Here is a 26,194-nt window from a genome sequence, read left to right on the forward strand (position 1 = left end):
TGAAGGTTTTGATCAGGTCTTCACTTTATGGCGGGATACCTCTGCGCCGGCATCGTGCGGCAGGCTGATAAAACGCAATGCGGAGATGCCACCGATAAGGCCAACGATGAGGAAAGCCCAGCGAAAATCGACAAGCGAAAGCGTTTCCCCACCATGAATCGTGCGCGAGAGATTGAGAACCGCAGCAGCGACGGCAACGCCAAGCAGCAGCGAAACCTGCTGCAGCATGCTCGACAATGTCGAGGCGGAGCTGCGCTGCGCGGCATGAATATCGGCAAACCCCAGCGTATTCAGCGCCGTGAAATTCATCGACCGCGAAAGTCCAGCGATGAATAGCAGGCAATATATCACCAGCTCCGGCGTCGATGGAGACAGAAACGCGCATCCGGCAATGCTGGCTGATGAGATCAGGCCATTGACGACGAGCACGTTGCGAAAACCGAAGATTCTCAACATCTGCGTAGTGATTGCCTTCATGCCGAGATTGCCGGCGAAATAGAAGAGCAGATAGGTGCCGGCATCGATCGCCGTGCGCCCGAAGCCGACCTGGAAGAGCAGCGGGATCAGGAACGGCGTGGCGTTGATCGCCACACGGCTCGCCGTACCGGCCGAAAGCGTCGACATGGCGAAGGTCTGCACCTTGAAAGCGGAGAGATCGAGCAAGGGCGCGTCGACCCTCATAAAATGCCGGGTGGCAATGATGGAAAACACCACGCCTGCAGCGATCAACCCCATGCTGGGCGCCAGCCCTGTCGTGCCCTGCACCACGAATTCAAGGCCGGCAAGCAGGAATGTCAGCCCCGCCGCCGATTGCAGGAAGCCGACGAAATCGAGGCGGGCGACCTTTTCCTCCCGCTGATCCGGCACGAAGCGCACGACGAGACCAAGGCCGATAATGCCGATCGGGATATTGATCAGGAAGTTCCAATGCCAGCTGAGATAGGTGGTGATGAAGCTGCCGAGCACGGGGCCGATGACAGGCGCCGTCAGCGCCGGCCAGGTGATCATCGACATCGCATGCACCAGATCGGACTTGCGCGCGTTTTTCAGCACGATGATGCGGCCGACAGGCGTCATCAGCGCGCTGCCGACACCCTGCACGGCGCGGGCAATGATGAACTCGGTCAAATTCCCGGAAAGACCGCAGAACAGCGATGCAACGGTGAAGATGGTGATCGACGCCAGGAACACCCGCCGTGCACCGTAGCGATCGCCAGCCCAGCCGGCCAGCGGCACGAAGGCGGCCATGGTCAGCAGATAGACCGTGATGCCGATGCTCATCGACACTGGTTCGACTCCAAAGGTTGCCGCCATCTGCGGCAACGAAGTGGTGACGATGGTGCCGTCCAGAATCTGCATGAAGAAGGAGACTGCGACGACGAAGGCGATAATGCGGGACTGCCGGCCGAAACTTGCTTCGGAAGGCTCTTCTATGGTCCGGGCAACGGTCATGATCTGAATTCGGACATAGGCGTTCAAGGGAGCCGTATATTGTCGGCCGCAATCATACGATCATTGAATACGCCCATGATGGTGGCTTGCAAAGCCACAAACCCGACCGTCGCCATCAAAAATTGCCACGGTGGCATAAGAACCGCGATTCGGGAGGGCCAGCGCAGGGCACTCACCCGCAAGGCGCCGGGAGCGTCAATCGTCCGAGTAACGCTGCTCCCGCCAAGGGTCGCCATACATGTGATAGCCGTTCTTCTCCCAGAAGCCGGCCCTGTCGGCACCGATAAGCTCGATGCGGTTCAGCCACTTGGCGCTCTTCCAGAAATAGAGATGCGGCACGACGAGGCGCATCGGGCCGCCATGCTCGCCGGTCAGCGGCTGGCCCTCCCAGGCGGTGGCCAGAATCGCATCTTCGGCGGCGAAATCCGATAGCGGCAGGTTGGTGGTATAGCCATCATAGCTCGTCAGCAGCACATGCTGCGCCTCCGCCGTCGGCATGGCGAGATCGAGGAGATCGCGTGTCGAAACCCCTTCCCAGCGATTGTCGTAGCGTGACCAGGTCGTCACGCAATGAATATCGCTGACACGGGTACTTTGCTCTATCGCCTGGAAAGCAGCCCAATCGAGGCTGAGTCGATTTTCCACAAAGCCGATTACATCGAGCCGCCAACTCGACAGAGAAATCTGCGGCTGCACGCCGAGATCGAGCACCGGCCAGTTCTTTACGAGATGCTGCCCCGGTGGCAACCGCTCCGTCTCCGGCCGGCTGACGCGCCCCGTCAGAAACTTGCCCTCCGCCGCCCATCGGCGCTTGGATGTGGTGAGCTTGCTATCGGCGGGAATCTGATCGTCGCTCATGCAGGTGTCCTCTCTGCTGCGCAGAAATAGGATAACCGAGCCAGGCGGGTGTCAAGTCAAGGAACGGCAGATAGCTGACTATATTGCCGCGATAGCGATATGGAACAGCTGCGCCTTGCCCGAGATCGAGTGCCGCCCGGCACTGTCGTTGGAAATCAAAAGGCAATCGCCCACATCAAGCGCCATGCCATCGATTTCGGCATTGCCGCGATGGCAAAGAACCAGATTGGTCCCGGTCTCGAAAGCGACCTCCCTAGGTCCATCTATAGCAACACGCCGCACGGAATGCATAAAACGGCCCCGTCGCGTCATGACATTGAGATCCATGATCGTGCCATCGATCAGCGTCGCCGAAGTCGACGCATCGGCAGCGAAGGGCAGCGGCTCGCTTGCCTGTGTGAGGCGTTCGGGCGCGCGCCCCTCAATGAAGAGCGTCATGCCTTCGCCATCGAGAATGGACAGCGTACGATCGATGCCGGGAAAGACCGAGAACGGCCCGTCCGTGGCGACGGTCGCCATGCTGACGCGCCAGTCGAAGTCGGCAAGTCCGGCGCCAGCGGGCGAAACGGCGATCTCCACCGTTTCCCCGCCGCCGTTTTTCCAGGGCATGCGACGATGATGATCACTGCGGAGAAGCGTGATTTTCGGCATTGCCATCTATTCCTGTCCCATCATTGCAATTCGATTCGGAGTAAACTAAGTTTAGTGGACTAAGTCCATTCGGAGCCTGCCATGGAAACCGTCAATATTCACGAGGCGAAGACGCATTTGTCGCGGCTGATCGAAAAAGCCGCAAAGGGCGAAGCTTTCATCATCGCCAAGGCGGGCAAGCCGATGGTGAAGGTCGTACCCCTCGAAGAGAAAGAGGCACCAAAGAAGCGTCGCATCGGTTTCATGGATGGCCAATTTACCGTCCCCGAAGACTTCGACACGATGATGGCCGATGAAATCGAAGAGATGTTTTATGGGAATCTCAACGATTTCAAAGACATCAAAGAAAAATGAGGCTTCTTGTCGATACGCATATTCTGCTTTGGATGACCGGTATGTCCCAACGATTGCCGGAGAAAGCCCGCAATCTGATTGAAGATATCGACAATACGATTGTATTTTCGACCGTCAGCATATGGGAAGTGGCAATCAAGACCGGACGTGCTCGGGCAGACTTTACCATCGATGCCCGCAAGCTTCGCGAAAATCTGCTCGAAAATGGCTACCAAGAACTTCCAGTTCTGGGTGAACATGCAACTGCGGTCGCGGATCTGCCTGATATTCATAAGGATCCTTTCGACCGAATTCTTGTTGCCCAAGCCTTCGTTGAAGGCCTTTCCCTGATAACCGCCGACAAGACCGTCGCAAGCTACGGCGGCCTTGTGCGGCTGGTCTAGGCCTTAGTTCCCCAGGATGGCAGGCAGGCGCAGGCCCTGCTTCTTGGCCCAATCAAGCGCGATGTCGTAGCCGGCATCGGCATGGCGCATGACGCCGGTCGCCGGGTCGTTCCAGAGAACGCGCTCCAGGCGCGTGGCCGCATCATCCGTACCGTCGGCGCAGATGACCATGCCGGAGTGCTGGGAAAAGCCCATGCCGACACCGCCGCCGTGGTGCAACGATACCCAGGTGGCGCCCGATGCGGTGTTGAGTAGGGCGTTGAGCAGCGGCCAGTCGGAAACGGCGTCCGAGCCGTCCTTCATGGCTTCCGTTTCGCGGTTCGGCGAGGCGACCGAGCCGGAGTCGAGATGGTCGCGGCCGATAACGACGGGAGCCTTCAGCTCGCCGTTCCTGACCATTTCGTTGAAGGCGAGGCCGAGGCGGTGGCGATCGCCGAGACCGACCCAGCAAATGCGCGCGGGCAGGCCCTGGAATGCGATTCGTTCGCGCGCCATGTCCAGCCAGTTGTGCAGGTGCTTGTTGTCAGGCAGCAGCTCCTTCACCTTGGCGTCGGTCTTGTAGATATCCTCCGGATCACCCGAGAGGGCAGCCCAGCGAAAAGGGCCGATGCCGCGGCAGAAAAGTGGGCGGATATAGGCCGGCACGAAGCCCGGGAAAGCGAAGGCGTTTTCGAAGCCCTCTTCCTTTGCGACTTGGCGGATGTTGTTGCCGTAGTCGAGCGTCGGCACGCCGGCATCCCAGAAAGCGACCATGGCTTCGACATGCACCTTCATGGAGGCACGGGCGGCGGCTTCGACGGCCTTCGGATCGCTCTCGCGCTTGGCCCGATGTTCGGCGACCGTCCAGCCGATCGGCAGATAGCCGTTCAGCGGATCGTGGGCGGAGGTCTGGTCGGTGACGATATCCGGACGCGGGCCACCGGCCTTCATGCGCTTTACCAGTTCTGGGAAGATTTCGGCGGCATTGCCGAGCAGGCCGACGGATTTGGCTTCGCCGGCCTTCGTCCACTTGTCGATCAGGGCAAGCGCTTCGTCGAGTGTCTTTGCCTTTTCGTCGACGTAACGGGTACGCAGGCGGAAATCGATGCGGGTTTCGTCTGATTCGACGGCAAGGCAGCAGGCGCCGGCCATGACGGCCGCCAGCGGCTGTGCGCCGCCCATGCCGCCGAGGCCGCCGGTCAGGATCCACTTGCCCTTGAGATTGCCGTTATAGTGCTGGCGGCCCGCTTCGACGAAGGTTTCGTAGGTGCCCTGCACGATGCCCTGCGTGCCGATGTAGATCCACGAACCGGCCGTCATCTGGCCATACATGGCAAGACCCTTCTTATCCAGCTCGTTGAAGTGATCCCAGGTCGCCCAGTGCGGCACGAGGTTGGAGTTGGCGATCAGCACGCGCGGCGCATCCTTGTGGGTGCGGAACACAGCGACCGGCTTGCCGGACTGCACGAGCAGCGTCTCGTCTTCGTTGAGCGTCTTCAGCGTCACAGCGATACGGTCGAAATCGTCCCAGGTGCGGGCGGCGCGGCCGATGCCGCCATAGACGACCAGTTCGTTCGGGTTTTCCGCAACGTCCGGATCGAGATTGTTCATCAGCATGCGCAGCGGCGCTTCGGTCAGCCAGCTCTTGGCGTTGAGCTCGGGACCACGAGGCGCGCGGATCTCGCGGATATTATGGCGTGGGTTGGTCATGTCACATCTCCAAGGAGGGCAGGATGTCGGTTGAAATCGAGGCATTGAGTGCGCCGGAACCGATGAGCTCGCTGGCGGCTTTGAGATCATTTGCCATGTAGCGGTCCTCTTCCAGCGACGGCACGGCGGCGCGGATCGAAGCAATGGCAAGGGTCAGTTCCGGGCTGGTCGTCAGCGGCGCACGCAGCTCGACGCCCTGGGCAGCCGTCAGCGCTTCGATGCCGATGATGCCGAAGAGGTTTTCGGTCATTTGGAGCAGGCGGCGCGCGCCATGACAGGCCATGGAAACATGGTCTTCCTGGTTGGCTGAGGTCGGGGTCGAGTCGACGGAGGCCGGATGCGACATCTGCTTGTTTTCGGACATCAGCGCCGCCGAGGTCACTTCGGCAATCATTAGGCCCGAGTTCAGGCCTGGCTTCTTGGCGAGGAAGGCCGGCAGGCCGTAGCTGAGCGCGGGATCGACGAGCAGCGCAATGCGGCGCTGTGCGATCGCGCCGATTTCGCAAACGGCGATCGCAATCTGATCGGCGGCAAAGGCGACCGGTTCGGCATGGAAATTGCCGCCGGAAACGACAGAATTGTCAGACAGGACAAGCGGATTGTCGGTGACGGCATTGGCCTCGATTTGAAGCGTGCGGCCGACGGAACGCAGAAGATCGAGGCAGGCGCCATCCACCTGCGGCTGGCAGCGGATGCAATAGGGATCCTGCACACGCTCGTCGCCTTCGATATGGCTTTCGCGGATCACCGAACCGGCGAGCAGGCCGCGAAGGGCGGCGGCGGTATCGATCTGGCCCTTATGGCCACGCAGCGTATGGATATCGGGATGGAACGGGGCGGAGGAACCCATCGCCGCATCCGTCGACATCGCGCCGGTAATGAGAGCGGCCTGGGCGGCACGATGGGCACGGAAGAGACCCGCAAGCGCAAGACCGGTCGATACCTGCGTGCCGTTTATGAGTGCCAAGCCTTCTTTGGCGGCGAGCACGACCGGCTTCAAGCCGGCCTTTTCAAGCGCGGCCGCGCCGGAAAGCTGTTCACCGGCATAAAAAGCTTCCCCATGCCCCATCATGACGGCGGTCATATGCGCGAGCGGCGCGAGATCGCCCGAAGCACCGACGGAACCCTTTTCGGGAATGACGGGAACGACGCCCTTTTCGAGCATGCCTTCAATCAGCCGCACGAGTTCCAGCCGAACGCCGGAGGCACCGCGCCCGAGCGAAATGAGCTTCAGCGCCATGATGAGGCGAACGACGTTTTCAGGCAGCGGCTGGCCGACGCCGCAGCAATGCGAGAGGATGAGATTGCGCTGCAGCGTTGCGACATCGGCGCTGTCAATTTTGATGGAAGCCAGCTTGCCGAAGCCGGTATTGATGCCATAAACCGGCGCATTGCCGGCAGCGATCTCCGCGATACGGGCGGCCGCCTTGGCGATGCCGGCATCGAAGGACGCATCGAGCTTAGCCGGCTCACCGCTCCAATAGATCGTCGCCAGCTGCTGCAGCGAGACGGAACCTGGATGGAGAACGACAGTCATCGGTTGAACCTCTTTCCCTTGAAGACATGTGCATGGAGCGGATTGAAGCCGATGCGGTAGACAAGCTCCGCCAGGCTTTCGACATCCCAGATGGCAAAATCGGCCGACTTGCCGGATTCGAGTGTGCCCGTTTCGGAGAGCAGCCCAAGGGCGCGAGCGCCTTCGCGCGTTGCGCCGGCGATGCATTCCTCGACCGTCAGGCGGAAAAGGGTAGCAGCCATATTCATGGTCAGCAGCAGCGAAGTCAGCGGCGAAGTGCCGGGATTGGAGTCGGTCGCAATGGCAATCGAGACGCCCGCATCACGCAGGGCCTGAACCGGCGGCTTCTGTTTCTCGTTGATGGCATAGAAGGCGCCGGGAAGAAGCACGGCAACCGTACCCGCCGCAGCCATTTCCTTGACGCCGTCCTCATCGAGATATTCGACGTGATCGGCTGAAAGCGCACCGTAAGAAGCGGCAAGCTTGGCACCGCCAAGATTGGAAAGTTGTTCGGCATGCAGCTTCACCGGAATACCGAGCGACTTGGCAAGATCGAAGACACGGGCGATTTCCGCCGTGGAAAAGGCGATGCCTTCGCAGAAGCCGTCGACGGCATCGACGAGACCTTCGGCATGCGCCTGTTTCAAGCCGGGCAGCACGACGTCAGTGATATAGTCGCCGTTACGCCCCTTGTACTCAGCCGGGGTCGCGTGCGCACCGAGATAAGAAGTCACAACGCGAACCGGGCGGACTGTCTCCAGCTTGCGCGCGGCCCGCAGCATCTTCAGCTCGGATTCAATGTTGAGGCCGTAGCCCGACTTTACTTCGATTGTCGTTAGGCCTTCGGACAGTAGCGTATCGAGGCGCGGCAAGGCGACGGCGACAAGCTCATCCACCGACAGCGCCCGCGTTGCATTGACGGAGGAGACGATGCCGCCGCCGGCACGCGCGATTTCTTCGTAGCTCGCGCCTTCCAGCCGCATCTCGAATTCGCGGGCACGATTGCCGCCATAGACGATATGCGTATGGCAATCCACGAGCCCGGGTGTCACCCAGCGCCCTTCAAGGTCGATGCTTTCGGCGCCTGACATATCGGGCAGATCGGCTTCGCTGCCGGCAAAGACGATACGGCCGCCCCTGGTCAGGATCGCGCCCTTCTCGATGGTGCCGAGCCGGGCCACGCCCTCTTTCAAGGTCGCAAGGCGAGCATTGCGCCAGACGCGGCTTGCTCCACCGTTTTCCTTGCCATTGTTGGGGCCATCTTCGGAAAAATTATTCCCACCCATCAGCTTTACGCCTTTCCTCGTTGGCTCATAATGTATATACATAATCGAAAGGCTGACAAGAGGGATTTTGGACTCCATGTCCGAAAGGAAAGGGTGAGACCATGACGAGACTTCATGCACGCTCGGCACTGCTTGGCGACGGGTGGCACGAGAATGTGCGGCTGACCCTCGAAGGCGGCCGCATCGCCGAGATCGCGACCGATGTCGCTGCCGAAGCCGGTGATGACAGGCAGAATGTTCTGGTTCCGGCGATGCCGAACCTGCACAGCCATGCCTTCCAGCGCGCCATGGCCGGCCTTGCCGAAGTCCGCGGCCCGGCGAACGACAGCTTCTGGAGCTGGCGCACCGTCATGTACAAATTCGCTCTGTCGATGACCCCGGATCATGTCGAGGCGGTTGCCGCGCAGCTCTACATTGAGATGCTGGAAGCCGGCTTCTCCCGCGTCGGCGAATTCCACTACCTGCATCATGACAAGGACGGCAGCCATTATGCCAATATCGCCGAACTGGCTGAGCGCATCGGCGCCGCCAGCGCCGAAACTGGCATTGCGCTGACGCTGCTTCCGGTTTTTTACGCCCATTCCGGCTTCGGCGGTGCGGCCCCCATTGAAGGCCAGCGCCGCTTCATCAATTCCATCGAAAGCTTCGAAGCCCTCATGGCAGGCTGCCGCGCAGTGACGAGCCGCCTCTCCGGCGCCGAGCTCGGCATCGCGCCGCACAGCCTGCGGGCCGTGACGCCGGAAGAGCTGGCAAAGCTCGTGCCGATCGCCGGCGACGGGCCGATCCATGTCCACGTCGCCGAGCAGGTGAAGGAAGTGGAAGACTGCATCGCCTGGTCGGGTGCTCGGCCGGTGCAATGGCTGCTCGACAATGCACCCGTCAATGAGCGCTGGTGCCTGATCCACGCCACGCACATGACCGAGGATGAGACGCGGCGCATGGCAAGGAGCGGCGCGATCGCCGGACTTTGCCCGATCACCGAAGCCAATCTCGGCGACGGCGTGTTCCCGGCACCGCTATTCTTGGAAGAAGGCGGCCACTACGGCGTCGGTTCCGATTCCAATATTCTCATCTCCGTGCCGGAGGAGTTGCGGCAGCTCGAATATTCGCAGCGCCTGGCGCTACGCGCCCGCAACGTCATCGCAACATCAGGCGGTTCGACCGCCCGCATGCTGTTCGACGGCGCGCTGGCGGGCGGCGGTACGGCTCTCAAGGCGCCGGCCGGCCTTGCCGTCGGCAACCACGCCGACATCGTTTCGCTCGATGTGAGCGCGGTACCCTATCTCTCCGGCGACCGCATTCTCGATCACTGGACGTTTGCCGGTGGCGTCAAGGTCGATCGCGTCTGGACGCTGGGCCGCAAGCAGGTCGAAGGCGGCCGTCATATCAAGCGGGAGGCAATCTCGGCGCGATTCCGCAAGGCGATGGCTGAACTTATCGGTTAAAAACCGCTTTTCCTCCCATTGATTGACCCCTAAATAACTTGCGGGAAATCCCATGTCTCACACGGAACAGATGGGTGGCATGACCACGAGCAAAGAGGCGACCCTCCATCAGCGCATCCTGAGCGATATCGAGGGCCGGATCGTTTCCGGCGCCTGGCCTCCAGGACACCGCATCCCGTTCGAGATGGACCTCGCGGAGCAGTATGACTGCTCGCGCATGACGGTGAACAAGGTGTTGACCCAGCTCGCACGAGCCGGCCTGATCGAGCGGCGAAAGCGTTCGGGCAGCTTCGTCACGCATCCGCAGGCACAATCTGCCGTGCTTGAGATTCACGATATCAAGTCCGAGGTCCTGTCGCTCAATCTGCCCTACTCCCACAGGCTGATAAAGCGTGCCGAGCGGCGCGGGCGGCCGGAGGACGCTCGCAGGCTGCAGTTCGTCGGCTCTATCCCGGTGATAGAGATCACCTGCATCCACTATGCCGGCCCGCGCCCTTTCTGCCTGGAAAACCGTGTCATCAATCTCGACGCGGTGCCGGAAGCGGCGAAGGCCGACTTCGAAACACTGCCGCCGGGCCCCTGGCTGCTCAACCAAGTGCCGTGGAGCACCGCCGAACATCAGATCCGCGCAATATCGGCCGAAGGCGACGCGGCCGCCAACCTCGATATCCAGAAAGGGACGGCATGCCTCGTCGTCGAGCGGCGCACCTGGAGCGCCGCCGGCCCGATAACCCATGTCCGCCTCACCTATCCCGGTGATCGCCACAGTCTCGTGGCACGCTTTACGCCGGCAAGCTGACCATTCCCGGCGCCAACTTAGGGGCGCTGCGGCGACTCTGTCGGCGGCGGAATGAGACTATCGGATTGCCGGACAGGCTGGGCAGGATCGACCAGCAGGATACTGAGCGCAATCAGAACCAGTGCCAGAATCAGGAGGATTCCGATCAAAAGCGGACGAATCGCGGTCATTTCGTTCTCCAATCTCCCCAGCCCAGCGACAAGCGCGATAGGGAATTCGAGATAACCAGCGCAGTCTAACGGTAAACGTTAAGCAATGCTTGATGTTCTGCGAAAAAATGGGCCTTTTCCAGGAATTTCTGCCCGCGCCGAATGGGATGGCAATCTCACGCTTGTTTGAATGGCGGCTGATGGAAGCGGCGCATAGGATCACAATGTAGACGGCTTCGAAGCCACCCCGCGGCTTCCGTCGACCAATTCCAACCTTCTTATCACGCACGTTCGGCGCATCGCGCGGCCGATATCTCAAGGGAGACCCCACCCATGGATCGCAAACGTCTGATCGCGGCTGCGCTGACGCTCTCCGTCGCCATGCTTGCCGCGTTGCAAAGCGCCGAGGCTGCCGAGCGTGTGAGGGTGCGTGGCACCGTGGAAAGCCTCGATGGCGACACGCTCAAGGTCAAGTCCCGCGACGGCAAGGACATGACAGTCGCGCTGAAACCCGGCTGGAACGTCGGCGGCGTCGTCAAGGCCGCCGTCAGCGACATCAAGCCTGGCGACTTCGTCGGCATCGCCTCGCAGCCGACCGACAGCGGCATCAATGGCGCGATCGAAGTCGTCATCTTCCCGGCCTCGATGAAGGGAACCGGCGAAGGCGACCGCCCCTGGGATTCAGCGCCGAACAGCTCGATGACCAACGCCACGGTCGCCAATGCCGTGACGTCCGTCAGCGGCCCGACATTGACCCTCACCTACAAGGGCGGCGAACGCAAGATCAAGATCCCGGATGGCACGCCCGTCGTGACTCTGACGTCGGCAACCAAAGCCGATCTGAAGCCCGGCGCCGGCGTCTTCATCACCGGCGAGCAAACCGGCAAAACCACCGTCTCCGCCGATCGGGTTGCCGTCGGCCTCAACGGCACCGTGCCGCCGATGTGATCGCTTCGATCCAGCAACTCCTTTTCCCTTGTCGATGTCGGCGAACGACTGATACGCCGTGTCGTCGGCTCGACGCCATATGACGACGGCCGATAGTTATTCGCCGACATGCAGCATGGCCTCGGCCAACGAAATGTCCGACTTGATCTCCCGCGTCGACATCGACGTCACGGTATGCCGGACGCCCGGCAGCCGGTTGAGCTCCTGCCGAAGCAACCGGTCGAGCGCCGCCATATCGGTCGCCAGAATATGCAAGAGATAATCCGCCTCGCCCGTTGTCGCATGACAGCGCCAAATCAGAGGATGGCGGCGTACGGCGGCTTCGAAGGCATCGAAGCGCTCGACATCGATCGACACCTGCACGAAAGCCTCCAGCCCGAAGCCGAGCTTGGCCGGGTCGAGAAGCGTCCTGTATCCCCGGATCACACCCGCTTCCTCCAGCGCTTTTACGCGCTTCCAGCATGGCGTCTTGCTGAGACCGGCCAGATCGGCAAGCGCAGCAAATGAGAGGCGGGCATCAGCCTCCAGCGCGGTAATGATCTTACGATCTAAGGCATCCAACTCCATCGTTCTCTCCATAGCCGCACAGATGATCGATCGTACTCTATTTCCTCCGAAATGGATGACAAATAGGAACAATGTTCAAGCTGAATTTCGTATCCTTGAAAGCGAGCAAATATGCTGGGCCGAAGGCCGGAACAAAGGGGACGAAGATGCAGAAGAAAGACTATTATGCGCGCATCGAGGCGCCCGAAATGCGCGACTATGGCGTCTACCTGCAGTGCGACAAGCTGCTCGCCTGTCAAAAGCCGCTGAACGGCATGGTCAACGGCGACGAACTGCAGTTCCAGATCGTCCATCAGGTCGAAGAACTCTGGATGAAGCTGATGGCCTATACGCTGGTCGATGTCATCGGCTTCATGGAGGAGCGCAACACGCATCGCGTCGTGACCCTTATGGGCCGCGTGCACCGGATCATGCGCATGATGACGACCCAGCTCGATCTTCTGGAAACCATGTCCCCGAAGGAATATCAGCAAATCCGTCTGCAACTCGGCAATGGCAGCGGCCAAGAATCGCCCGGCTTCGGGTTTCTGCTGCGCATGCCACCGGATCTCTGGCACGCCTTCAAGGCGAACTATCTCGATGCCGCCGGCCTGACGGTCGCGGATATCTATGACGACAAATACGATCACGGCGACAGCTACGTCGTGGCCGAAGCGCTGGTCGAGTATGACGAACTGTTCCAGAAATTCCGCGCCAATCACATCTATCTGATCCAGCGTTCCATCGGCCTCGGCTCTAAATCGTTGAAAGGTCGTCCCGTGGAGCTGCTGCAGGCCGGCACGCGCCATCGCTTCTTCCCCGATCTGTGGGATATTCGCCACGAAATGACCGATCGCTGGGGTGGCCAATATGGCGTCGTCCGCGATTCCATTTCCAAGCACGACGCGGCCGAATAGGTTCTAACCGGCGACCGCCTTCCGCCGCTTCGATGGCGGAGGCCGCCCGGACAAGATTAAGCGAGCTGCGCCAAGCCTCGGCTCTCACGCTCCAGGACGACGCATCGACCCGCCATGGGCAAAATGACACCGTCTCGCCGCTCGCAACCCCCTGGTTGATCCAACCTTCCCTTCACAGACGCAGGCATTGCCAGCGCCGTCCACCCCGACACCAGTCTCCTAAAGCGCGTCGCGATCTTTCAGAGTCGTTTCCCGCGCTTTAGGTCTTTGATTTTGTGCATGTCGTTGTCGCAAAACCGCTGCACACTTTTGCGCGACATGCTTTAGCAAACGACCGGCAGGCCACAGCCTCGGCCGAAAGCGATGCAATGACCATTGAAATATAGCCTATTGCATAATTTTGATATCAGTCATATTTATTTAGTAGTCTCACAGCACGATCCTCCCGGAGCCCCACATGACACAAGTACAGGAAGCAGCAGCACAGGGGCGCGCATGGCAGTTTGCCAGCCGCGACGAGGACGATCGTCCGAGCCTTCCGGAAGTCAATGCCACGGTTAAGGTTCCTCACGGCGGCAGCTGGATTCGGCGCCTGATGGCTTTCGTCGGTCCCGGCTACATGATCTCCGTCGGCTATATGGACCCCGGCAACTGGGCGACCGATCTCGCCGGCGGCGCGCAGTTCGGCTATACGCTTCTCACCGTCATCATGCTGTCGAACCTGATGGCGATCCTGCTGCAGGCGCTTTCCGCAAGGCTCGGCATCGCCACCGGCCGTGATCTCGCCCAAGCCTGTCGCGATCACTATCCACGGCCGGTCAATCTGGCACTGTGGTTCGCCTGTGAACTCGCCATCATTGCCTGCGACCTAGCCGAAGTCATCGGTACGGCGATCGCATTGCAGCTGCTCTTCGGAATTCCGCTGATCGGCGGCGCGCTGATCACCGCGCTCGACGCATTTTTGTTGCTGCTGCTGATGAGCAAAGGCTTCCGCTACCTCGAAGCTTTCGTCATCGCGCTGCTGACCGTCATCGCCATCTGTTTTGCCATCCAGATCGCCGCGGCCGCACCGCCGGTGGCCGCGATCCTCCAAGGCTTCATCCCCTCGCCCGAAATCGTCACCAATCACGAGATGCTCTATATCGCCATGGGTATCATCGGCGCGACGGTCATGCCGCACAATCTCTATCTGCATTCCTCCATCGTCCAGACCCGCGCCTACAAACGCACTGAAGAGGGCCGTCGCGATGCGATCAAATGGGCAACCATCGACAGCACCGTCGCCCTGATGCTGGCGCTCTTCGTCAATGCCGCGATCCTGATCGTCGCAGCTGCCGCCTTCCACACCAGCGGCCATTCCGACGTCGCCGAGATCGGTCAGGCCTACGAGCTGTTGTCGCCGCTGCTCGGCCTCGGTATCGCCTCCACCCTTTTTGCGATCGCATTGCTCGCATCCGGACTCAACTCGACCGTAACGGCGACCCTTGCCGGCCAGATCGTGATGGAAGGCTTTCTCCGGCTCAGGATTCCGCACTGGGCAAGGCGACTTTTGACCCGCGGCCTCGCAATTATTCCGGTTGTGTGTGTGACCGCCATTTATGGTGAAAAAGGCACTGCGAACCTGCTTGTGCTGAGCCAGGTCATACTCTCGATGCAACTGCCCTTCGCCGTCATTCCCCTGGTCCAATTCGTCACGAATCGCGAGAAAATGGGCAGTTTCGTCATCCCCAGAAGCGTCGCGGTTCTCTCGTGGATAGTCGCCGCGATCATCCTGGCGCTGAACTTCAAACTGCTCTACGACACCATCTTCGGTTGACGAATCATCTTGAACGCGCAAATCTCGCCCTGTGGATGATCACGGCAGTTAACCGACTCGTAATATTTGCCTAGATTCTGCCATGATTTGCCCTAGTTTGGGCCCACCGCAATCTGCAGGGTTCCTCACTTCATGGCCGAAAGTCCATTGCGCGTTCAATTTCCTGCAGAGGCTGCGATCCAGGCGCGGCCGCATCACGATTTTCATATTCCCTTTCTGCCGCGCTCTGCCCATCTTCGTCACCTGATCGTCATCGGTCTCGCAGGCACTGCCTCCTTCGGCCTGCTCGCCACCGTGCTCTATCCCCTGCTGGCGCGTCACACGATCGAACGGGCGACGCCGGTGCGCACGGCCCAGCTCGCGCGCTCTCAGCCAGCCATGCGCAAAGCCAGCCGGCTGGCGGCAAAACAGCGTTTCGACGGCGCCCGCTTTGCGCAGGTGGCCGAAAAACTATCCAGCGGCGAAACCCGCATTTTCACCTATCATCGCACGACGCTGGTCTTCAAATCCGACGAAACCGCCCTGGCGCGTGACGGCGGGGGCGCCATCAGTGCCTCCTACGGCGACGAGCGAGCCGACAATGTGGCATTTTCGCCGCCTTCGCTTTCCGATATCCGCCACGGCATCTATCCGCAGACCACGCATTACGATGCCGTGCGCCGCTCTCGCTTTCCGGTTCGCGGCGTACCGTTGAACGTCAGCGTATCGCGCGCGACGACCGGCGAAGCCGGGCGCGAGTTCCACAGGCTCGTATCCATGCCGAAGGACAAGCAGGATCTGCAGGATATCCTGGCGTCTGCGGGCCTCGGCAGCGATGCCGGCGACGAGCTGCAGCGCGCGCTGGAAACCGATACGGTTTCTCCCGGCGACAGCCTCGAGCTGCTGCTTGAGAAAAAAGGACCCAATGCCAGACCGAAGCTGATCATGGCGCGCCTCAGCGGCGACAAGACGCCGGAGCGCGTCGTTGCCCGCGATGATGCCAACGGCTTTGTTCCGATGGCCAATGACAGGCTGTTTTCCACGCTCTACAGCGAAAGCCAGGCAGACGCTCCATCCTCGACAGAGGTCGCCGCGGTCGATTTGAAGGGTGTCGACGAGAGCGACGAGCAGGCAGTCAGCGACAAGCTCGAAAGAGCCGGCCTGACCAAGGAGTATGCTTCACAGCTTATCAAGCTCGCCAAGGCCAAGGGCATTTCGCTCACCAGCATCGACGATGCTCCCGATAGCGTCGATCTGCTCTTCCGCAAGTCGGACGACGGCCGGAACGAGCTGATGTTCATCGAATTCCATGCCGATGGCGACACGCATCGCTTCTATCTGCATAAGAACGAAGGCGAAGGCTCTTCGGAATTCTATGACGAGCGCGGCCGCTCGATCGCCAAGTCGCTCGTGCATCGGCCCGTGCCGAACGGCACGCTCGGCGATGGTTTTGCCTGGCGCATCCATCCCATTCTCGGCGTGAAGAAATTCCACAACGGCGTCGATTTCCGTGCGCCGATGGGAAGCCCCATCCAGGCCGCCGGCGACGGCGTCGTCGAAAAGATCTCCTGGGAAACCGGCTACGGCAAATATGTCCGCATCCGCCACGACGGCGGCTACGAGACCACTTATGCCCATATTTCGGCAACGCCGTCGGATCTTCGCGTCGGCCAGCGCGTCACCCAGGGCCAGGTCATCGCCTATGTCGGCTCGACGGGCTACTCCACCGGCCCGCACCTCTATTACGAGCTGCGCGTCAACGGCCGTTACGAAAATCCGCTGACAGCGCAATTGCCCGCCGGCACCAATCTGACCGGCAAGTCCCTCGACAGCCTGCGCTCACAGGTCAGCCATGTCGAGAACATCATGAGCTACCTCGATGTTCCGCCGGCTCACGGCAATCCCTCCGCGCCCTTCGCCAACTTCGAGCAGGGGCCGAGCTTCGGGCCGAATTCAGGATCGGACTTCGGACCGAATTTGGGATCGGGCTTTGGACCGAGCCATTTCGGCGCGCCGTCTCCATAAGCCGGCCAGAAATCCGCACGAACGTCCTTCCCGATCCTTGCAAGCCCGATTCCCGCGAGCGGCAATGGCGCCTCGATGACGAATGCGATAACAATCCTTCTGTATTTCGCCGTGGAGAAGATATCGCCGCGCACTGTCTGACGCGATGCCGGATATCCTCATGTGGTAACCTGCAAGGAGCAGAAATTGGCGCGCAAGCCGTTGCCGGAACCAAAGCCCATGCTGCCGAATGAAAGCAGGCGTCTGCGCGCCGATGCGCGACGCAACTATGACAAGCTGATCGAAGTTGCAGCACAAGCTTTCGCCAGCCACGGCACCGCCGCCTCCCTGGAAGACATAGCTCGCCGCGCGGATGTCGGCATTGGCACGCTCTATCGCCATTTTCCGAGCCGGGAACATCTGGTGGAAGCGGTTTATCATCACGAAGTCGAAGCACTGTGTGATGCCGCCGAAGAACTTTCACGCGAGCGCCCACCGGATGAAGCTCTGGAGGAATGGATGCATCGCTTCGTCGGTTACATCGCGACGAAGCGGGGCATGGCCGACAGCCTGCGCATCCTTTTCAACAGCAATTCCAAGCTCTTCGCCGACAGTTACGGCAAGGTGCCGGTCGCGCTCGCAAGTCTCATCGACCGCGCAGTCGCCGCCGGCGCGATCCGCACCGACGTCGACAGTACCGACGTGCTGCAGGCACTTTCCGGCACCTATTCCATGCCCGATTCACCGGAATGGTACGATCGATCCCGCCGCCTCGTACGCCTCCTGATGGACGGGTTGCGCTGGGGTGCGCGCAAGGGCTGATAATCCGGGCAGGGCCTTCTTATATCTTCCGGAACAAAGACATGCCGGTTCGGTTTCGTTTGAATATCTCGAGCCGTCTCCTGCAACTCATCTCAGGAAATCCAACCATGTCCGAAAGAGCAGTCAAGATCCCTGGTCCGGATCATCCGATCACAATCGAGGACAAGCACGCCCATGTCATCGTCTCCGTCGCCGGCAAGGTGATCGCCGATACGCATGAGGCGTTGTCGCTCAAGGAAGCATCCTATCCGGCCGTCATCTATATCCCGCGCAGGGATGTCGACATGTCGCTGCTGGAAAAGACGAGCCACGAAACCTACTGCCCCTACAAGGGCGAATGCTCCTATTACAGCATTCCGGCCGGCGGCGAGCGCTCGGTGAACGCCATTTGGAGCTATGAAAACCCCTATGCGTCCGTCAGCCGGATCAAGGATTACATGGCCTTCTATCCCGATCGCGTCGATTCCATCGATGTGAGAACTTAAAGCGCAAGGCCACTCGCGGCGTCGAAGACATAGACCTGCTCCGGGCTCACCGAGACATTCAGCGGCTGCCCATAGCGCACCGGCGCCTCGCCATCGACAACGGCCGTCACCTGTTCGCCGGCAAGGTCGAAGAGCACGTGCGTCTGGGCGCCGGTCGGCTCGACCAGCAGCGTCTGACCCGTAAGGGGTGAACCGGCACTTGCAAGGCTAAGATGCTCGGGCCTCAAACCAACCTTCACGCTCTGGCCCGCCTTTACCATGCGTTCCCCGGCAATGCGGATCGGCGTGCTGTCCTTCAGCCGCACGGCCGGCGCGCCATCGACACCCTCGACCGTGCCGTCGAGGAAATTCATGGCCGGCGAGCCGATGAAGCCGGCGACGAAGAGGTTGGCCGGCTTGCGGTAAAGCTCGATCGGCGTGCCTTGCTGTTCGATCCGGCCCTGGTTCAACACCACGATCCGGTCGGCCAGCGTCATCGCCTCGATCTGGTCATGGGTGACGTAGATCGAAGTGGTCTGCACCTTCTGATGCAGTGCCTTGATCTCGGAGCGCATCTGCACGCGCAGCTTCGCATCGAGGTTGGAAAGCGGCTCGTCGAACAGGAAGACGGCGGGATTGCGCACGATGGCGCGGCCCATGGCGACGCGCTGGCGCTGACCGCCGGAAAGCTGCGCCGGTTTGCGGTCGAGCAGCTTGGTAAGATCGAGCATGCGCGCGGCTTCATTGACACGCTGCTCGATCACCTGTTTGGTCTCGCCCGAGAGCTTCAGGTTAAAGCCCATATTCTCGGCAACCGTCATATGCGGATAGAGCGCGTAGGACTGAAAGACCATGGCGATATTGCGCTCGCGCGGCGTCATGGCGTTGACCACCTGCCCGCCGATCGACACGTCGCCATCGGTGATTTCCTCCAATCCGGCGATCATCCGCAGAAGCGTGGATTTGCCGCAGCCGGAGGGGCCGACGAGGGCGATGAACTCTCCGTCCTCGATCGAAAGCGAGATATCGTGAATGACGGTCAGCGCCCCATAGGCCTTGTGGATGTTGTGCAGTTCGACGGATGCCATGTTGTTGTGCTCCGATGAGAGCAATTCCAGGAAAAGTGTGAAGCGGTTTTCCGTCCGGAATTGCGTCAAAACAAAAAGATAGAGCGGTCCAGAGTTTCCATGAAAGCTGAACCGCTCTAGGCTCAGGATTTCACGGCGCCAGCGGTGAGGCCAGCAATGATGTGCTTCTGCGCCAGGAAGAAGACGATGATCGTGGGCAGGATGGTCAGCGTGATGAAGGCGAGCACCAGCTCCCATTCCGTGCCGAATTCGCCGCTATAGACCATCATGCCGAGCGGCCAGGGATAGATCGAATCCGAGTTCAACATGATCAGCGGCAGGATATAGCTGTTCCAGCTGCCGACGAAGGAGATGATGCTGACGGTCGCGATGATCGGCCGCGAAAGCGGCAGCGAGATGTGCCAGAAGAAGCGGATATAGCCGCAGCCATCGACAAAGGCCGCCTGGAACAATTCTTCCGGGAGGTTTCGAAAATAGTTCCGGAAGAGCAGGATGCTCATGCCGAGGCCGAACGCCACCTGCGGCAGCACGACGCCCCAATAGGTGTTGAGCAGGCCGAGATCGCGAATGCGGATGAAGAGCGGCAGGATCGCAGTCGCCGCCGGAAACATCAGGCCGATCAGGAAATAGTTCAGCAGGAAGTTCGAGCCGAAGAATTTCACATGCGCGAAGGCGAAGGCGGCCATGGCCGAAACCGACAGCGTCAGGAACACTGTCAGCACGGCGATGATCAGGGAATTCATCATCTGCCGCCAGTAGCGGTCGCCGAACAGAATGCCGGTATAATTTTCGAAATGCCATTCGGCCGGCAGACCAAACGGGTTGGTACGGAGATCGCCGAGTGTCTTGAAGCCGCCGAGCGCGGTCGTCAGCAGCGGGATCAGCACGATCGCGGCAATGATGGTCAGCGACACATAGAGATAGATCTTCGTGCCGGTGGTCAGTCGAACGGATGAGGCCAGATCAGTCATTGCGCATAAATATCCGTTTGTAGCCGAAGGCGAGGGTGACGCAGATCACGAACAGCACGACGCCAACGGCGCTGCCGAGTCCGACCTGCATGCGGGTGACGCCGAAATTGTAGAGGAAGGTCACCATCGTCTGGGTCGAGTTGAACGGGCCGCCGCCGGTGAGCGGCATGATCATGTCGAAGAGCTGCAGCGATCCGACGACGGCGAAGAAGACGGAAAGGCGCAGCGTCGAACCGAGCAATGGCAGCGTCACGTAGCGGAACTTCTGCCAGCCGGTAGCGCCGTCGATCTCGGCCGCCTCTAGCACGCTCTTGTCCAGCGACTGCATGCCGGCGATGAACAGCATCATGTGGAAGCCGAAATATTTCCATACGATCACGCCGAGCACGGCATACATCGCGAGATCCTTATCGGCGAGCACGTAGGGCGTCGGCGTGCCGAGGAAATGCGCGATCGCGGCAAACAGGCCGTAGTCGCCGTCATAGACGAAGCGCCAGATCAGACCGGCGGCCACTTCGGCCAGCACGTAAGGCAGAAAGAAGATCAGCCGGAAAAGAACGACGCCGCGAATGCGGTGCGCCAGCATCGTCGCCAGCCAAATGGCAAGCGGCACCTGGATGGCGATCGACACGACGATGATCAGTGCATTGTTCTTTAGCGACGTCAGGAAGGCGCCGTTTTTGAAGAGAACCTGGAAATTGCGCAGCCCGACGAACTCGGTCGGCGGCCCGTAGCCATTCCAGCGATAGAGGCTGTACCAGGCCGCTTCTCCCATCGGCAGGATGACGAAGATGGTGAAAAGCAGCAGCGCCGGTGGCAGGAACAGCAGGATGACGGGCAGGCGGCCACGCGCAGCCGGCGATTTTCGCTTCGCAGCCGGTTTCGCTCTTGCAACGGAGGGCATAGTGGTCGTGGCACTGACATCGGTCATGGGCAGTCTCGACGATTGCAGTTCAAAGAAGAACCGGCGCCGGCACAAGGGAGCGGCCGGCGCCGGAGGGCGCTAGAGCTGGTCCTGCTCGAAGGCATCCTGGACCTGCTGCGCGCCATCCTTGGGCGAAATCTGGCCGGAGACGATGCCGACAGCTACATCGTTGACGACGCGGCCGACCGAGGGGCCGAGATCCTGATCGAAGAAGTTCTGATGCCAGGTCGAATGCGCCAGCTGGTCGGCAGCCTCATGCATCAGCGGACCCTTGACGCCATCTTCGGCGCCGACGGCAACCGGGATGATCATGCCGGCTTGCGCCATGCTGCGCTCGTTTTCGGCATTGGTGAGATAGGCGAGGAAATCGAGCGCCTCGGGCGGGGCTTTCTTGGTGACGGCCCAGCCGTTCAGCCCGCCGAGCGTATCAGTCGGAAGGCCGGCACCGCCGGTCACGGCCGGGAAGGCGAAGCGGCCGATATTGTCATCCGCTAGGCCCTTGCCGTTCCCGGAATTGGTGCGCTGGTTGGCAACCGTATTTTCGAAGCCGAGGATCATTGCAGCCTTGCCGTCGCCGAAAACGCCGAGCGCCTGCGGCCATGTGGTGCCGAGATAGCCGGGCTGGAAAGGTTCGAGCTTGCCGAGTTCGGCAAGCTGCTCGCCAGCCTTGATGATCGCCGGATCGTTGAAGCCGTTGCCCTTGCCGTTCTTGGCATCGCTGAAGACCTGCTGACCGCCGTCGCGCATCACCAGATAGCTCCAGTAGAAATGGATCGGCCATTTCTCCCCGCCGCCGCCGGCGATCGGCGCGATACCGGCAGCCTTGATCTTTTTGACTGCGGCCAGATAATCGTCCCAGGTCTTGATAGCGCTCGCATCGACGCCAGCCTTGGCGAACAGCGCCTTATTGTAGAAGAAGGAAACCGTGCCGAGCTTATACGGAACGGCGCTGATTTTGCCGTCGAAGGTCAGGCCCTTGACGGCAGCCTGATTGTAGCTCTTGAGCCAGGCGCCATCCTTCGCGTTCATTGCCGAAGTCAGGTCCAGCAGCGTGCCGGTCTGCTGCTGTTGCTTCAGCACACCACCGCCCCAACTGAAGAAGAAATCGGGCGCGTCCTTCGATTGCAGCAATGTCGGCAGCTTTGCCTTGAAAGCCTCATTGGCAAGGAACTGCATTTCGATCTTCGTGCCGGGATGCTTGGCCTCATACTGATCCGCGATCTTGCGCCAGACGGCGACATAATTCGGATCGGTTTCCAGATGCAGCCATTTGACGACTGTGTCGGCAGCGGCACCCGTCGCGCCGGCGAGAATCGCCAGTCCGGTCGTGGCGGCGACAGCCGCGATGCGAAGGGCTTTGGCCCCACGTAGATGGATCATGATTTTCTCCTCCCAAGGGAACCAAGAGCCTCAAATATTTTTTCCCTTATGCGGAATAATTCAACGGAGCTTTGCTGAAATGTCAACCGCAAACGTTAAATTTTCGGCAGACCGCCTGCGAAATGGCTTGACATTGGGCAAAGGCCATAGGCTATTTAATTCGCATTCCGTTAAAAATATCAGGCCGCAGCCGAGCGGGTCCGTCATTCGGCGCCATTCTCATGAAAACAGCAGATCCCGAGCTTATGCGGGCGATAAACCGCTTCAATGTGCTGGATACGATCCGGCGAGCGGGCTCCATCGCACGTATCGAAATCAGCGACCGCACCCAGCTTTCGACCACTACAGTGTCGGCGATCACCGCGTCGCTGCTGGATGACGGGCTGATCCTGGCTCGCACCGAAGGCGACCTGCGCGAGGCGGCAGCCCGCGGCCGGCCCCGCGTCATGCTGGAACTCAATCCGGATGCCGCACGCGTCGTCGGCGCGAAAATTGCCGCCAACCGCATGGTCTTCGTGGTGACGGACTTTTGCGGCGAGGTTCTCTCGACGCTGACACTGGCGCTGCGTGTCGACCGGCAGCCGATCGGCGTCATCGCCGATCTCCTGGAGGATGGCGTGCGCCGCTGCGTCGTCGATGCCAATCTCGCGCTGGACGAGATCGATTCCGTCTGCCTCGGCCTGCCTGGTGTCGTCGAGCACCGCACCGGCCATGTCCGCACCAGTCCGATCTTTCGCGAGACGGGAGTCGATTTCGCCAAGGAAATGTCCGAGCGGCTGGGCGTGACCACTATCGTCGAAAGCGATGCACATGCCATCACGCTTGCGCATCACTGGTTCGGCAAGGCCAGGGACCTGGACGACATGGTGCTGGTGTCGCTAGAGCAGACGCTGGGCCTGGGTGTTCTGCATGGCGGCCAGCTCTTTCGCGGCGCCGGCGGCCTCAGCCACAATCTCGGCGATCTCGTTCTCGGCATGGGACCACAGGGGATCATTCGTCTGGCAAGCCTTGCCGGCGAAAGCGCCATTCTCGGCGACCAGCCCAGCGGCCGTTTTGCCGAAGCCATCCGCCTCGGGCGCGGAATGGCGCATGCCAAGACGCTGATCGATGCCGAGGATGTCTCGCTGATCAATGCTGCCATTCGTGCCGGCGAAGCCTGCGGCATGGCGCTCGCCAACATCGTCACGCTGTTTGCCCCGCCGCGCGTCATTCTCGTGGGCTCGAGCCTGGCGCTCGGCCAGCCCTTCCTCGACAGCCTGCGGGAGGCCTATTCACTGGCTATTCCGCCATCGATAAGGGGCGTGACCGAACTGGTTTTCGACCAGTCCACCGACGAGACCTGGGCGCAGGGTGCCGCCGTCGTCGCACTGCGGGAACTCTACGAATCGCCTTGGGGAACGACGGGACCGGCACCGGCCCTGTGATTTCGCAAGACAGCAAAGACAATTCATCTGGAGGAATCTTATGAACAAGGTCGGCATCGGCATCATCGGCTGCGGGAACATTTCCGGCGCCTATCTCACCGCCATGAAATCCTTTCCCATTCTCGACATCAAAGGTGTCGCCGACCTCAATCGCGAGCTCGCCGAGGCAAAGGCCGCTGAATTCGGCCTGAAAGCGGTCGACATCGCCACGCTGCTGGCGGACCCATCGATCGAGATCATCGTCAACCTGACCATTCCGAAGGCACATGTCGCCGTCGGTCTGCAGGCGCTCGAAGCCGGCAAACACACTTATTCGGAAAAGCCGCTCGGCATCAATTTCGCCGAAGGCAAGAAGCTGGCGGATGCCGCTGCCGCCAAGGGGCTGCGCATCGGCGCTGCCCCCGATACCTTCCTCGGCGGCGGCCACCAGACGGCGCGCGCCATCATCGACGAGGGCGCGATCGGCATCCCGGTCGGTGGCACCGCTACCTTCATGTGCCCGGGCCATGAGCGCTGGCATCCGAATCCGGCTTTCTATTATGAAGTCGGCGGCGGCCCGATGCTCGATATGGGTCCCTATTACATTACCGATCTGGTCAACCTGCTCGGCCCCGTTTCCCAAGTCGCCGGTTTTGCCGTCACCCCGCGCAAGGAGCGCATCATCACCAGCGAACCTCGTAATGGCGAGCGCATCCCCGTGCATGTGCCGACGCATGTTGCCGGCGTCATGGCCTTTGCCAATGGCGCAGTGGTCCAGATCGGCATGAGCTTCGATGTCGCCGGCCACAAGCATGTGCCGCTCGAAGTCTACGGCACCGAAGGCACGCTGATCGTGCCCGATCCCAACCGGTTCGGTGGGCCGGTGGAGTTTCTGAAGAAGGGCGGCGAATTTGCCGAGCGCGAGATCACCGCGCCCTATGCCGACGGCAATTACCGTTCGCTCGGCGTCGCCGATCTGGCGCACGCCATCCGCTCGAACCGTCCGCACCGCGCCAATGGCAGCCTGGCGCTGCATGTGCTCGAGGTCATGGAAGCCTTCCAGACGGCTTCCGATACGGGTCGCACGGTCCCCATCACGACGCAAACGGAGCGTCCCGCCCCTCTGTCCGAATCCCTGGTGGATGGGCAGATCGGCCGCTAACCAAGTAATTTCAGGAGGATTATCATGCGTGAAGCACTTATCGTCTGGGGCGGCTGGAGCGGCCACGAACCGCAGGAATGCGCCCACATCATCCGCGACATGCTGGAAGAGGACGGTTTCAAGGTCTATCTCGAAAACAGCACTGAGGCCTTTGCCGACCCTTCGATCCATGATCTCAGCCTGATCGTGCCGATCGTTACCATGTCGAAGATCGAGAAGGAGGAGGTCAAGAACCTTGCCGCTGCGATCGAAAACGGCGTTGGCATCGCCGGATATCATGGCGGCGCTGGCGATAGTTTCCGCGAAAGCGTCGAATACCAGTTCATCATCGGCGGCCAGTGGGTCGCCCATCCCGGCAACATCATCGACTACACGGTCAATATCACCCGCCCGGACGATCCGATCATGGAGGGGATCACCGATTTCCCCTACACGTCGGAGCAATATTACATGCATGTCGATCCCTCCAACGAGGTACTGGCGACCACCACCTTCACCGGCGATCATGCCTACTGGATCGACGGCGTCGTCATGCCGGTCGCATGGAAGCGCAAATACGGCCAGGGCCGCGTTTTCTATTCCTCGCTCGGACATCAGGCCAAGGAATTCGACGTCCCGCAGATGAAGACCATCTTCCGCCGCGGCGCCAACTGGGCGGCGCGCTAAAGCCTGTCCATTTCGAAAACTGCCGCTCCTCATAATGCTTGAGGGGCGGTTCTGCGTCGGTAAACGATGGCGGCGCGAGCGAGCGCATGGCAGATTTCACCGTTTAGAGCAAATGATAAGCAGGCAGGGTTGACGCCCGTGAATGGAGCTTGGACATGAGCTCCATCCCGCATCCTGCCATCGATCACCTTCCCTATTCACCACTGGATATTGCAGATCCTGCCTCGCACACAGTGCCAGGCTCCGAAGCGCACGACTGTTCGGACGGGCGATCAGGCTCCGTCCGGCCATGATGCGAGTGGACGCATCGAAAGGGGCACCAGCCTCCATTTGCAATTCCGATCAATTGCTTACCAGATCGATAATAAATCGCTAAAGCACGCCGGAGACGAGATTCATGAAGCGAAACTGAAATGCGGTCAGTTTTCGTTTGACATTCCTTTATCTTCATTTATCGTCATTCTTGTTTCGGTTTTCGCGTGAGGGATGCAAATCGAAACAAGGGGAGGAGTAATTGTCCG

25 protein-coding genes are annotated in these 26,194 nt (G+C 60.5%); 13 read left to right on the forward strand and 12 right to left on the reverse strand.

Translation table 11 applies throughout. From position 1 onward, the window contains the following. Window positions 1–12: 12 nt before the first annotated feature. The 3 genes from I8E17_RS15610 to I8E17_RS15620 all read right to left on the reverse strand — a co-directional run bounded on the left by I8E17_RS15610 (window position 13) and on the right by I8E17_RS15620 (window position 2,952). A complete protein-coding gene (locus tag I8E17_RS15610; protein WP_069611602.1) occupies window positions 13–1,452 on the reverse strand; it encodes an MFS transporter in 1,440 nt (479 codons plus the stop codon). Between the two features lie 195 nt (window positions 1,453–1,647). Further along, window positions 1,648–2,310, reverse strand: coding sequence for a sulfite oxidase-like oxidoreductase (locus tag I8E17_RS15615; RefSeq protein WP_069611601.1), 663 nt, complete (start codon window positions 2,308–2,310; stop codon window positions 1,648–1,650). A 78-nt stretch (window positions 2,311–2,388) separates the two neighbouring features. Next, complete coding sequence (locus I8E17_RS15620) at window positions 2,389–2,952, reverse strand: HutD family protein (RefSeq protein ID WP_069611658.1); 564 nt, start codon at window positions 2,950–2,952, stop codon at window positions 2,389–2,391. Between the two features lie 90 nt (window positions 2,953–3,042). On the opposite strand from I8E17_RS15620, the gene I8E17_RS15625 reads away from it, so the two are divergent. Together I8E17_RS15625 and I8E17_RS15630 are read left to right on the forward strand one after the other, a co-directional pair. Next, complete coding sequence (locus I8E17_RS15625) at window positions 3,043–3,315, forward strand: type II toxin-antitoxin system Phd/YefM family antitoxin (RefSeq protein WP_069611600.1); 273 nt, start codon at window positions 3,043–3,045, stop codon at window positions 3,313–3,315. Further along, window positions 3,312–3,698: a type II toxin-antitoxin system VapC family toxin gene (locus I8E17_RS15630; RefSeq protein WP_069611599.1), complete on the forward strand. Its 387-nt coding sequence runs from the start codon at window positions 3,312–3,314 to the stop codon at window positions 3,696–3,698. The genes I8E17_RS15625 and I8E17_RS15630 overlap by 4 nt, the downstream gene beginning before the upstream one ends. A gap of 3 nt (window positions 3,699–3,701) precedes the next feature. Here the strand turns inward: I8E17_RS15630 and hutU are convergent, their stop codons facing one another. The 3 genes from hutU to hutI are packed head-to-tail and all read right to left on the reverse strand — an operon-like array spanning window position 3,702 to window position 8,189. Next, window positions 3,702–5,387, reverse strand: coding sequence for a urocanate hydratase (hutU, locus tag I8E17_RS15635; RefSeq protein ID WP_069611598.1), 1,686 nt, complete (start codon window positions 5,385–5,387; stop codon window positions 3,702–3,704). A 1-nt stretch (window position 5,388) separates the two neighbouring features. Further along, on the reverse strand, window positions 5,389–6,924 hold the full coding sequence (gene hutH, locus I8E17_RS15640) for a histidine ammonia-lyase (RefSeq protein WP_069611597.1): 1,536 nt from the start codon (window positions 6,922–6,924) through the stop codon (window positions 5,389–5,391). Continuing rightward, window positions 6,921–8,189, reverse strand: coding sequence for an imidazolonepropionase (gene hutI / locus I8E17_RS15645; RefSeq protein WP_069611596.1), 1,269 nt, complete (start codon window positions 8,187–8,189; stop codon window positions 6,921–6,923). Before hutI ends, hutH begins: the two co-directional genes overlap by 4 nt. Before the next feature lie 101 nt (window positions 8,190–8,290). Between hutI and I8E17_RS15650 the strand changes: the two genes are divergently transcribed. Both I8E17_RS15650 and hutC read left to right on the forward strand, forming a co-directional pair. Beyond that, window positions 8,291–9,634 (forward strand): formimidoylglutamate deiminase, encoded by a 1,344-nt coding sequence (locus tag I8E17_RS15650; protein WP_069611595.1) that lies wholly within the window; start codon window positions 8,291–8,293, stop codon window positions 9,632–9,634. A gap of 79 nt (window positions 9,635–9,713) precedes the next feature. Next, a complete protein-coding gene (gene hutC, locus I8E17_RS15655) occupies window positions 9,714–10,433 on the forward strand; it encodes a histidine utilization repressor (protein ID WP_069611657.1) in 720 nt (239 codons plus the stop codon). Window positions 10,434–10,450: 17 nt separating this feature from the next. On the opposite strand, the gene I8E17_RS15660 is transcribed toward hutC, so the two are convergent. Beyond that, window positions 10,451–10,603: a hypothetical protein gene (locus I8E17_RS15660; RefSeq protein WP_173002556.1), complete on the reverse strand. Its 153-nt coding sequence runs from the start codon at window positions 10,601–10,603 to the stop codon at window positions 10,451–10,453. Between the two features lie 312 nt (window positions 10,604–10,915). Here I8E17_RS15660 and I8E17_RS15665 point away from each other — a divergent pair, with 312 nt between their 5' ends. Beyond that, complete coding sequence (locus tag I8E17_RS15665) at window positions 10,916–11,530, forward strand: hypothetical protein (protein WP_069611594.1); 615 nt, start codon at window positions 10,916–10,918, stop codon at window positions 11,528–11,530. A 96-nt stretch (window positions 11,531–11,626) separates the two neighbouring features. Here the strand turns inward: I8E17_RS15665 and I8E17_RS15670 are convergent, their stop codons facing one another. Continuing rightward, the gene (locus tag I8E17_RS15670) at window positions 11,627–12,097 is read right to left on the reverse strand and encodes an Lrp/AsnC family transcriptional regulator (RefSeq protein WP_069611593.1); all 471 of its coding nucleotides are present in this window, start codon (window positions 12,095–12,097) and stop codon (window positions 11,627–11,629) included. A gap of 146 nt (window positions 12,098–12,243) precedes the next feature. Between I8E17_RS15670 and I8E17_RS15675 the strand changes: the two genes are divergently transcribed. The 5 genes from I8E17_RS15675 (at window position 12,244) to I8E17_RS15695 (ending at window position 18,099) form a co-directional block, all read left to right on the forward strand. Continuing rightward, window positions 12,244–12,993: a tryptophan 2,3-dioxygenase family protein gene (locus I8E17_RS15675; RefSeq protein ID WP_069611656.1), complete on the forward strand. Its 750-nt coding sequence runs from the start codon at window positions 12,244–12,246 to the stop codon at window positions 12,991–12,993. A 457-nt stretch (window positions 12,994–13,450) separates the two neighbouring features. Continuing rightward, window positions 13,451–14,809, forward strand: coding sequence for an Nramp family divalent metal transporter (locus tag I8E17_RS15680; RefSeq protein ID WP_069611592.1), 1,359 nt, complete (start codon window positions 13,451–13,453; stop codon window positions 14,807–14,809). A gap of 132 nt (window positions 14,810–14,941) precedes the next feature. Next, window positions 14,942–16,813, forward strand: coding sequence for a M23 family metallopeptidase (locus tag I8E17_RS15685; protein WP_069611591.1), 1,872 nt, complete (start codon window positions 14,942–14,944; stop codon window positions 16,811–16,813). 219 nt (window positions 16,814–17,032) lie between these two features. Then, window positions 17,033–17,614 carry a TetR family transcriptional regulator gene (locus I8E17_RS15690; RefSeq protein WP_069611655.1) on the forward strand — a complete coding sequence of 194 codons (582 nt, stop codon included), beginning with the start codon at window positions 17,033–17,035 and terminating at the stop codon, window positions 17,612–17,614. A gap of 107 nt (window positions 17,615–17,721) precedes the next feature. Beyond that, complete coding sequence (locus tag I8E17_RS15695) at window positions 17,722–18,099, forward strand: DUF427 domain-containing protein (protein WP_069611590.1); 378 nt, start codon at window positions 17,722–17,724, stop codon at window positions 18,097–18,099. On the opposite strand, the gene ugpC is transcribed toward I8E17_RS15695, so the two are convergent. The 4 genes from ugpC to I8E17_RS15715 all read right to left on the reverse strand — a co-directional run bounded on the left by ugpC (window position 18,096) and on the right by I8E17_RS15715 (window position 22,442). Then, on the reverse strand, window positions 18,096–19,166 hold the full coding sequence (gene ugpC / locus I8E17_RS15700) for a sn-glycerol-3-phosphate ABC transporter ATP-binding protein UgpC (RefSeq protein ID WP_069611654.1): 1,071 nt from the start codon (window positions 19,164–19,166) through the stop codon (window positions 18,096–18,098). The two genes, I8E17_RS15695 and ugpC, sit on opposite strands and share 4 nt — an antisense overlap. A gap of 122 nt (window positions 19,167–19,288) precedes the next feature. Further along, window positions 19,289–20,137 carry a carbohydrate ABC transporter permease gene (locus I8E17_RS15705; protein ID WP_112336233.1) on the reverse strand — a complete coding sequence of 283 codons (849 nt, stop codon included), beginning with the start codon at window positions 20,135–20,137 and terminating at the stop codon, window positions 19,289–19,291. Continuing rightward, the gene (locus I8E17_RS15710) at window positions 20,130–21,041 is read right to left on the reverse strand and encodes a sugar ABC transporter permease (protein WP_229002117.1); all 912 of its coding nucleotides are present in this window, start codon (window positions 21,039–21,041) and stop codon (window positions 20,130–20,132) included. The genes I8E17_RS15705 and I8E17_RS15710 overlap by 8 nt, the downstream gene beginning before the upstream one ends. A gap of 99 nt (window positions 21,042–21,140) precedes the next feature. Continuing rightward, window positions 21,141–22,442, reverse strand: a complete 1,302-nt coding sequence (locus I8E17_RS15715) for an extracellular solute-binding protein (protein ID WP_113367218.1) — start codon at window positions 22,440–22,442, stop codon at window positions 21,141–21,143. A gap of 221 nt (window positions 22,443–22,663) precedes the next feature. Here I8E17_RS15715 and I8E17_RS15720 point away from each other — a divergent pair, with 221 nt between their 5' ends. Genes I8E17_RS15720 through I8E17_RS15730 form a run of 3 tightly spaced genes read left to right on the forward strand, consistent with a single transcriptional unit; the run spans window position 22,664 to window position 25,673 of the window. Then, complete coding sequence (locus I8E17_RS15720; protein ID WP_113367217.1) at window positions 22,664–23,866, forward strand: ROK family transcriptional regulator; 1,203 nt, start codon at window positions 22,664–22,666, stop codon at window positions 23,864–23,866. A gap of 40 nt (window positions 23,867–23,906) precedes the next feature. Continuing rightward, window positions 23,907–25,007 (forward strand): Gfo/Idh/MocA family oxidoreductase, encoded by a 1,101-nt coding sequence (locus I8E17_RS15725; RefSeq protein WP_113367216.1) that lies wholly within the window; start codon window positions 23,907–23,909, stop codon window positions 25,005–25,007. Between the two features lie 24 nt (window positions 25,008–25,031). Then, window positions 25,032–25,673 (forward strand): ThuA domain-containing protein, encoded by a 642-nt coding sequence (locus I8E17_RS15730; protein WP_069611585.1) that lies wholly within the window; start codon window positions 25,032–25,034, stop codon window positions 25,671–25,673. Window positions 25,674–26,194 lie beyond the last annotated feature (521 nt).

Source organism: Rhizobium sp. AB2/73 (assembly GCF_020871915.1).
In the GTDB taxonomy this organism is placed as follows: domain Bacteria; phylum Pseudomonadota; class Alphaproteobacteria; order Rhizobiales; family Rhizobiaceae; genus Rhizobium; species Rhizobium dioscoreae.

Coding starts and splice junctions, on each gene's coding strand:
- I8E17_RS15610 (WP_069611602.1), bottom strand. CDS start 1,452: ATGACCGTTGCCCGGACCATAGAAGAGCCTTCCGAAGCAAGTTTCGGC.
- I8E17_RS15615 (WP_069611601.1), bottom strand. CDS start 2,310: ATGAGCGACGATCAGATTCCCGCCGATAGCAAGCTCACCACATCCAAG.
- I8E17_RS15625 (WP_069611600.1), top strand. CDS start 3,043: ATGGAAACCGTCAATATTCACGAGGCGAAGACGCATTTGTCGCGGCTG.
- I8E17_RS15630 (WP_069611599.1), top strand. CDS start 3,312: ATGAGGCTTCTTGTCGATACGCATATTCTGCTTTGGATGACCGGTATG.
- hutU (WP_069611598.1), bottom strand. CDS start 5,387: ATGACCAACCCACGCCATAATATCCGCGAGATCCGCGCGCCTCGTGGT.
- hutH (WP_069611597.1), bottom strand. CDS start 6,924: ATGACTGTCGTTCTCCATCCAGGTTCCGTCTCGCTGCAGCAGCTGGCG.
- hutI (WP_069611596.1), bottom strand. CDS start 8,189: ATGGGTGGGAATAATTTTTCCGAAGATGGCCCCAACAATGGCAAGGAA.
- I8E17_RS15650 (WP_069611595.1), top strand. CDS start 8,291: ATGACGAGACTTCATGCACGCTCGGCACTGCTTGGCGACGGGTGGCAC.
- hutC (WP_069611657.1), top strand. CDS start 9,714: ATGACCACGAGCAAAGAGGCGACCCTCCATCAGCGCATCCTGAGCGAT.
- I8E17_RS15660 (WP_173002556.1), bottom strand. CDS start 10,603: ATGACCGCGATTCGTCCGCTTTTGATCGGAATCCTCCTGATTCTGGCA.
- I8E17_RS15665 (WP_069611594.1), top strand. CDS start 10,916: ATGGATCGCAAACGTCTGATCGCGGCTGCGCTGACGCTCTCCGTCGCC.
- I8E17_RS15670 (WP_069611593.1), bottom strand. CDS start 12,097: ATGGAGTTGGATGCCTTAGATCGTAAGATCATTACCGCGCTGGAGGCT.
- I8E17_RS15675 (WP_069611656.1), top strand. CDS start 12,244: ATGCAGAAGAAAGACTATTATGCGCGCATCGAGGCGCCCGAAATGCGC.
- I8E17_RS15680 (WP_069611592.1), top strand. CDS start 13,451: ATGACACAAGTACAGGAAGCAGCAGCACAGGGGCGCGCATGGCAGTTT.
- I8E17_RS15685 (WP_069611591.1), top strand. CDS start 14,942: ATGGCCGAAAGTCCATTGCGCGTTCAATTTCCTGCAGAGGCTGCGATC.
- I8E17_RS15690 (WP_069611655.1), top strand. CDS start 17,033: ATGCTGCCGAATGAAAGCAGGCGTCTGCGCGCCGATGCGCGACGCAAC.
- I8E17_RS15695 (WP_069611590.1), top strand. CDS start 17,722: ATGTCCGAAAGAGCAGTCAAGATCCCTGGTCCGGATCATCCGATCACA.
- ugpC (WP_069611654.1), bottom strand. CDS start 19,166: ATGGCATCCGTCGAACTGCACAACATCCACAAGGCCTATGGGGCGCTG.
- I8E17_RS15705 (WP_112336233.1), bottom strand. CDS start 20,137: ATGACTGATCTGGCCTCATCCGTTCGACTGACCACCGGCACGAAGATC.
- I8E17_RS15710 (WP_229002117.1), bottom strand. CDS start 21,041: ATGCCCTCCGTTGCAAGAGCGAAACCGGCTGCGAAGCGAAAATCGCCG.
- I8E17_RS15715 (WP_113367218.1), bottom strand. CDS start 22,442: ATGATCCATCTACGTGGGGCCAAAGCCCTTCGCATCGCGGCTGTCGCC.
- I8E17_RS15720 (WP_113367217.1), top strand. CDS start 22,664: ATGAAAACAGCAGATCCCGAGCTTATGCGGGCGATAAACCGCTTCAAT.
- I8E17_RS15725 (WP_113367216.1), top strand. CDS start 23,907: ATGAACAAGGTCGGCATCGGCATCATCGGCTGCGGGAACATTTCCGGC.
- I8E17_RS15730 (WP_069611585.1), top strand. CDS start 25,032: ATGCGTGAAGCACTTATCGTCTGGGGCGGCTGGAGCGGCCACGAACCG.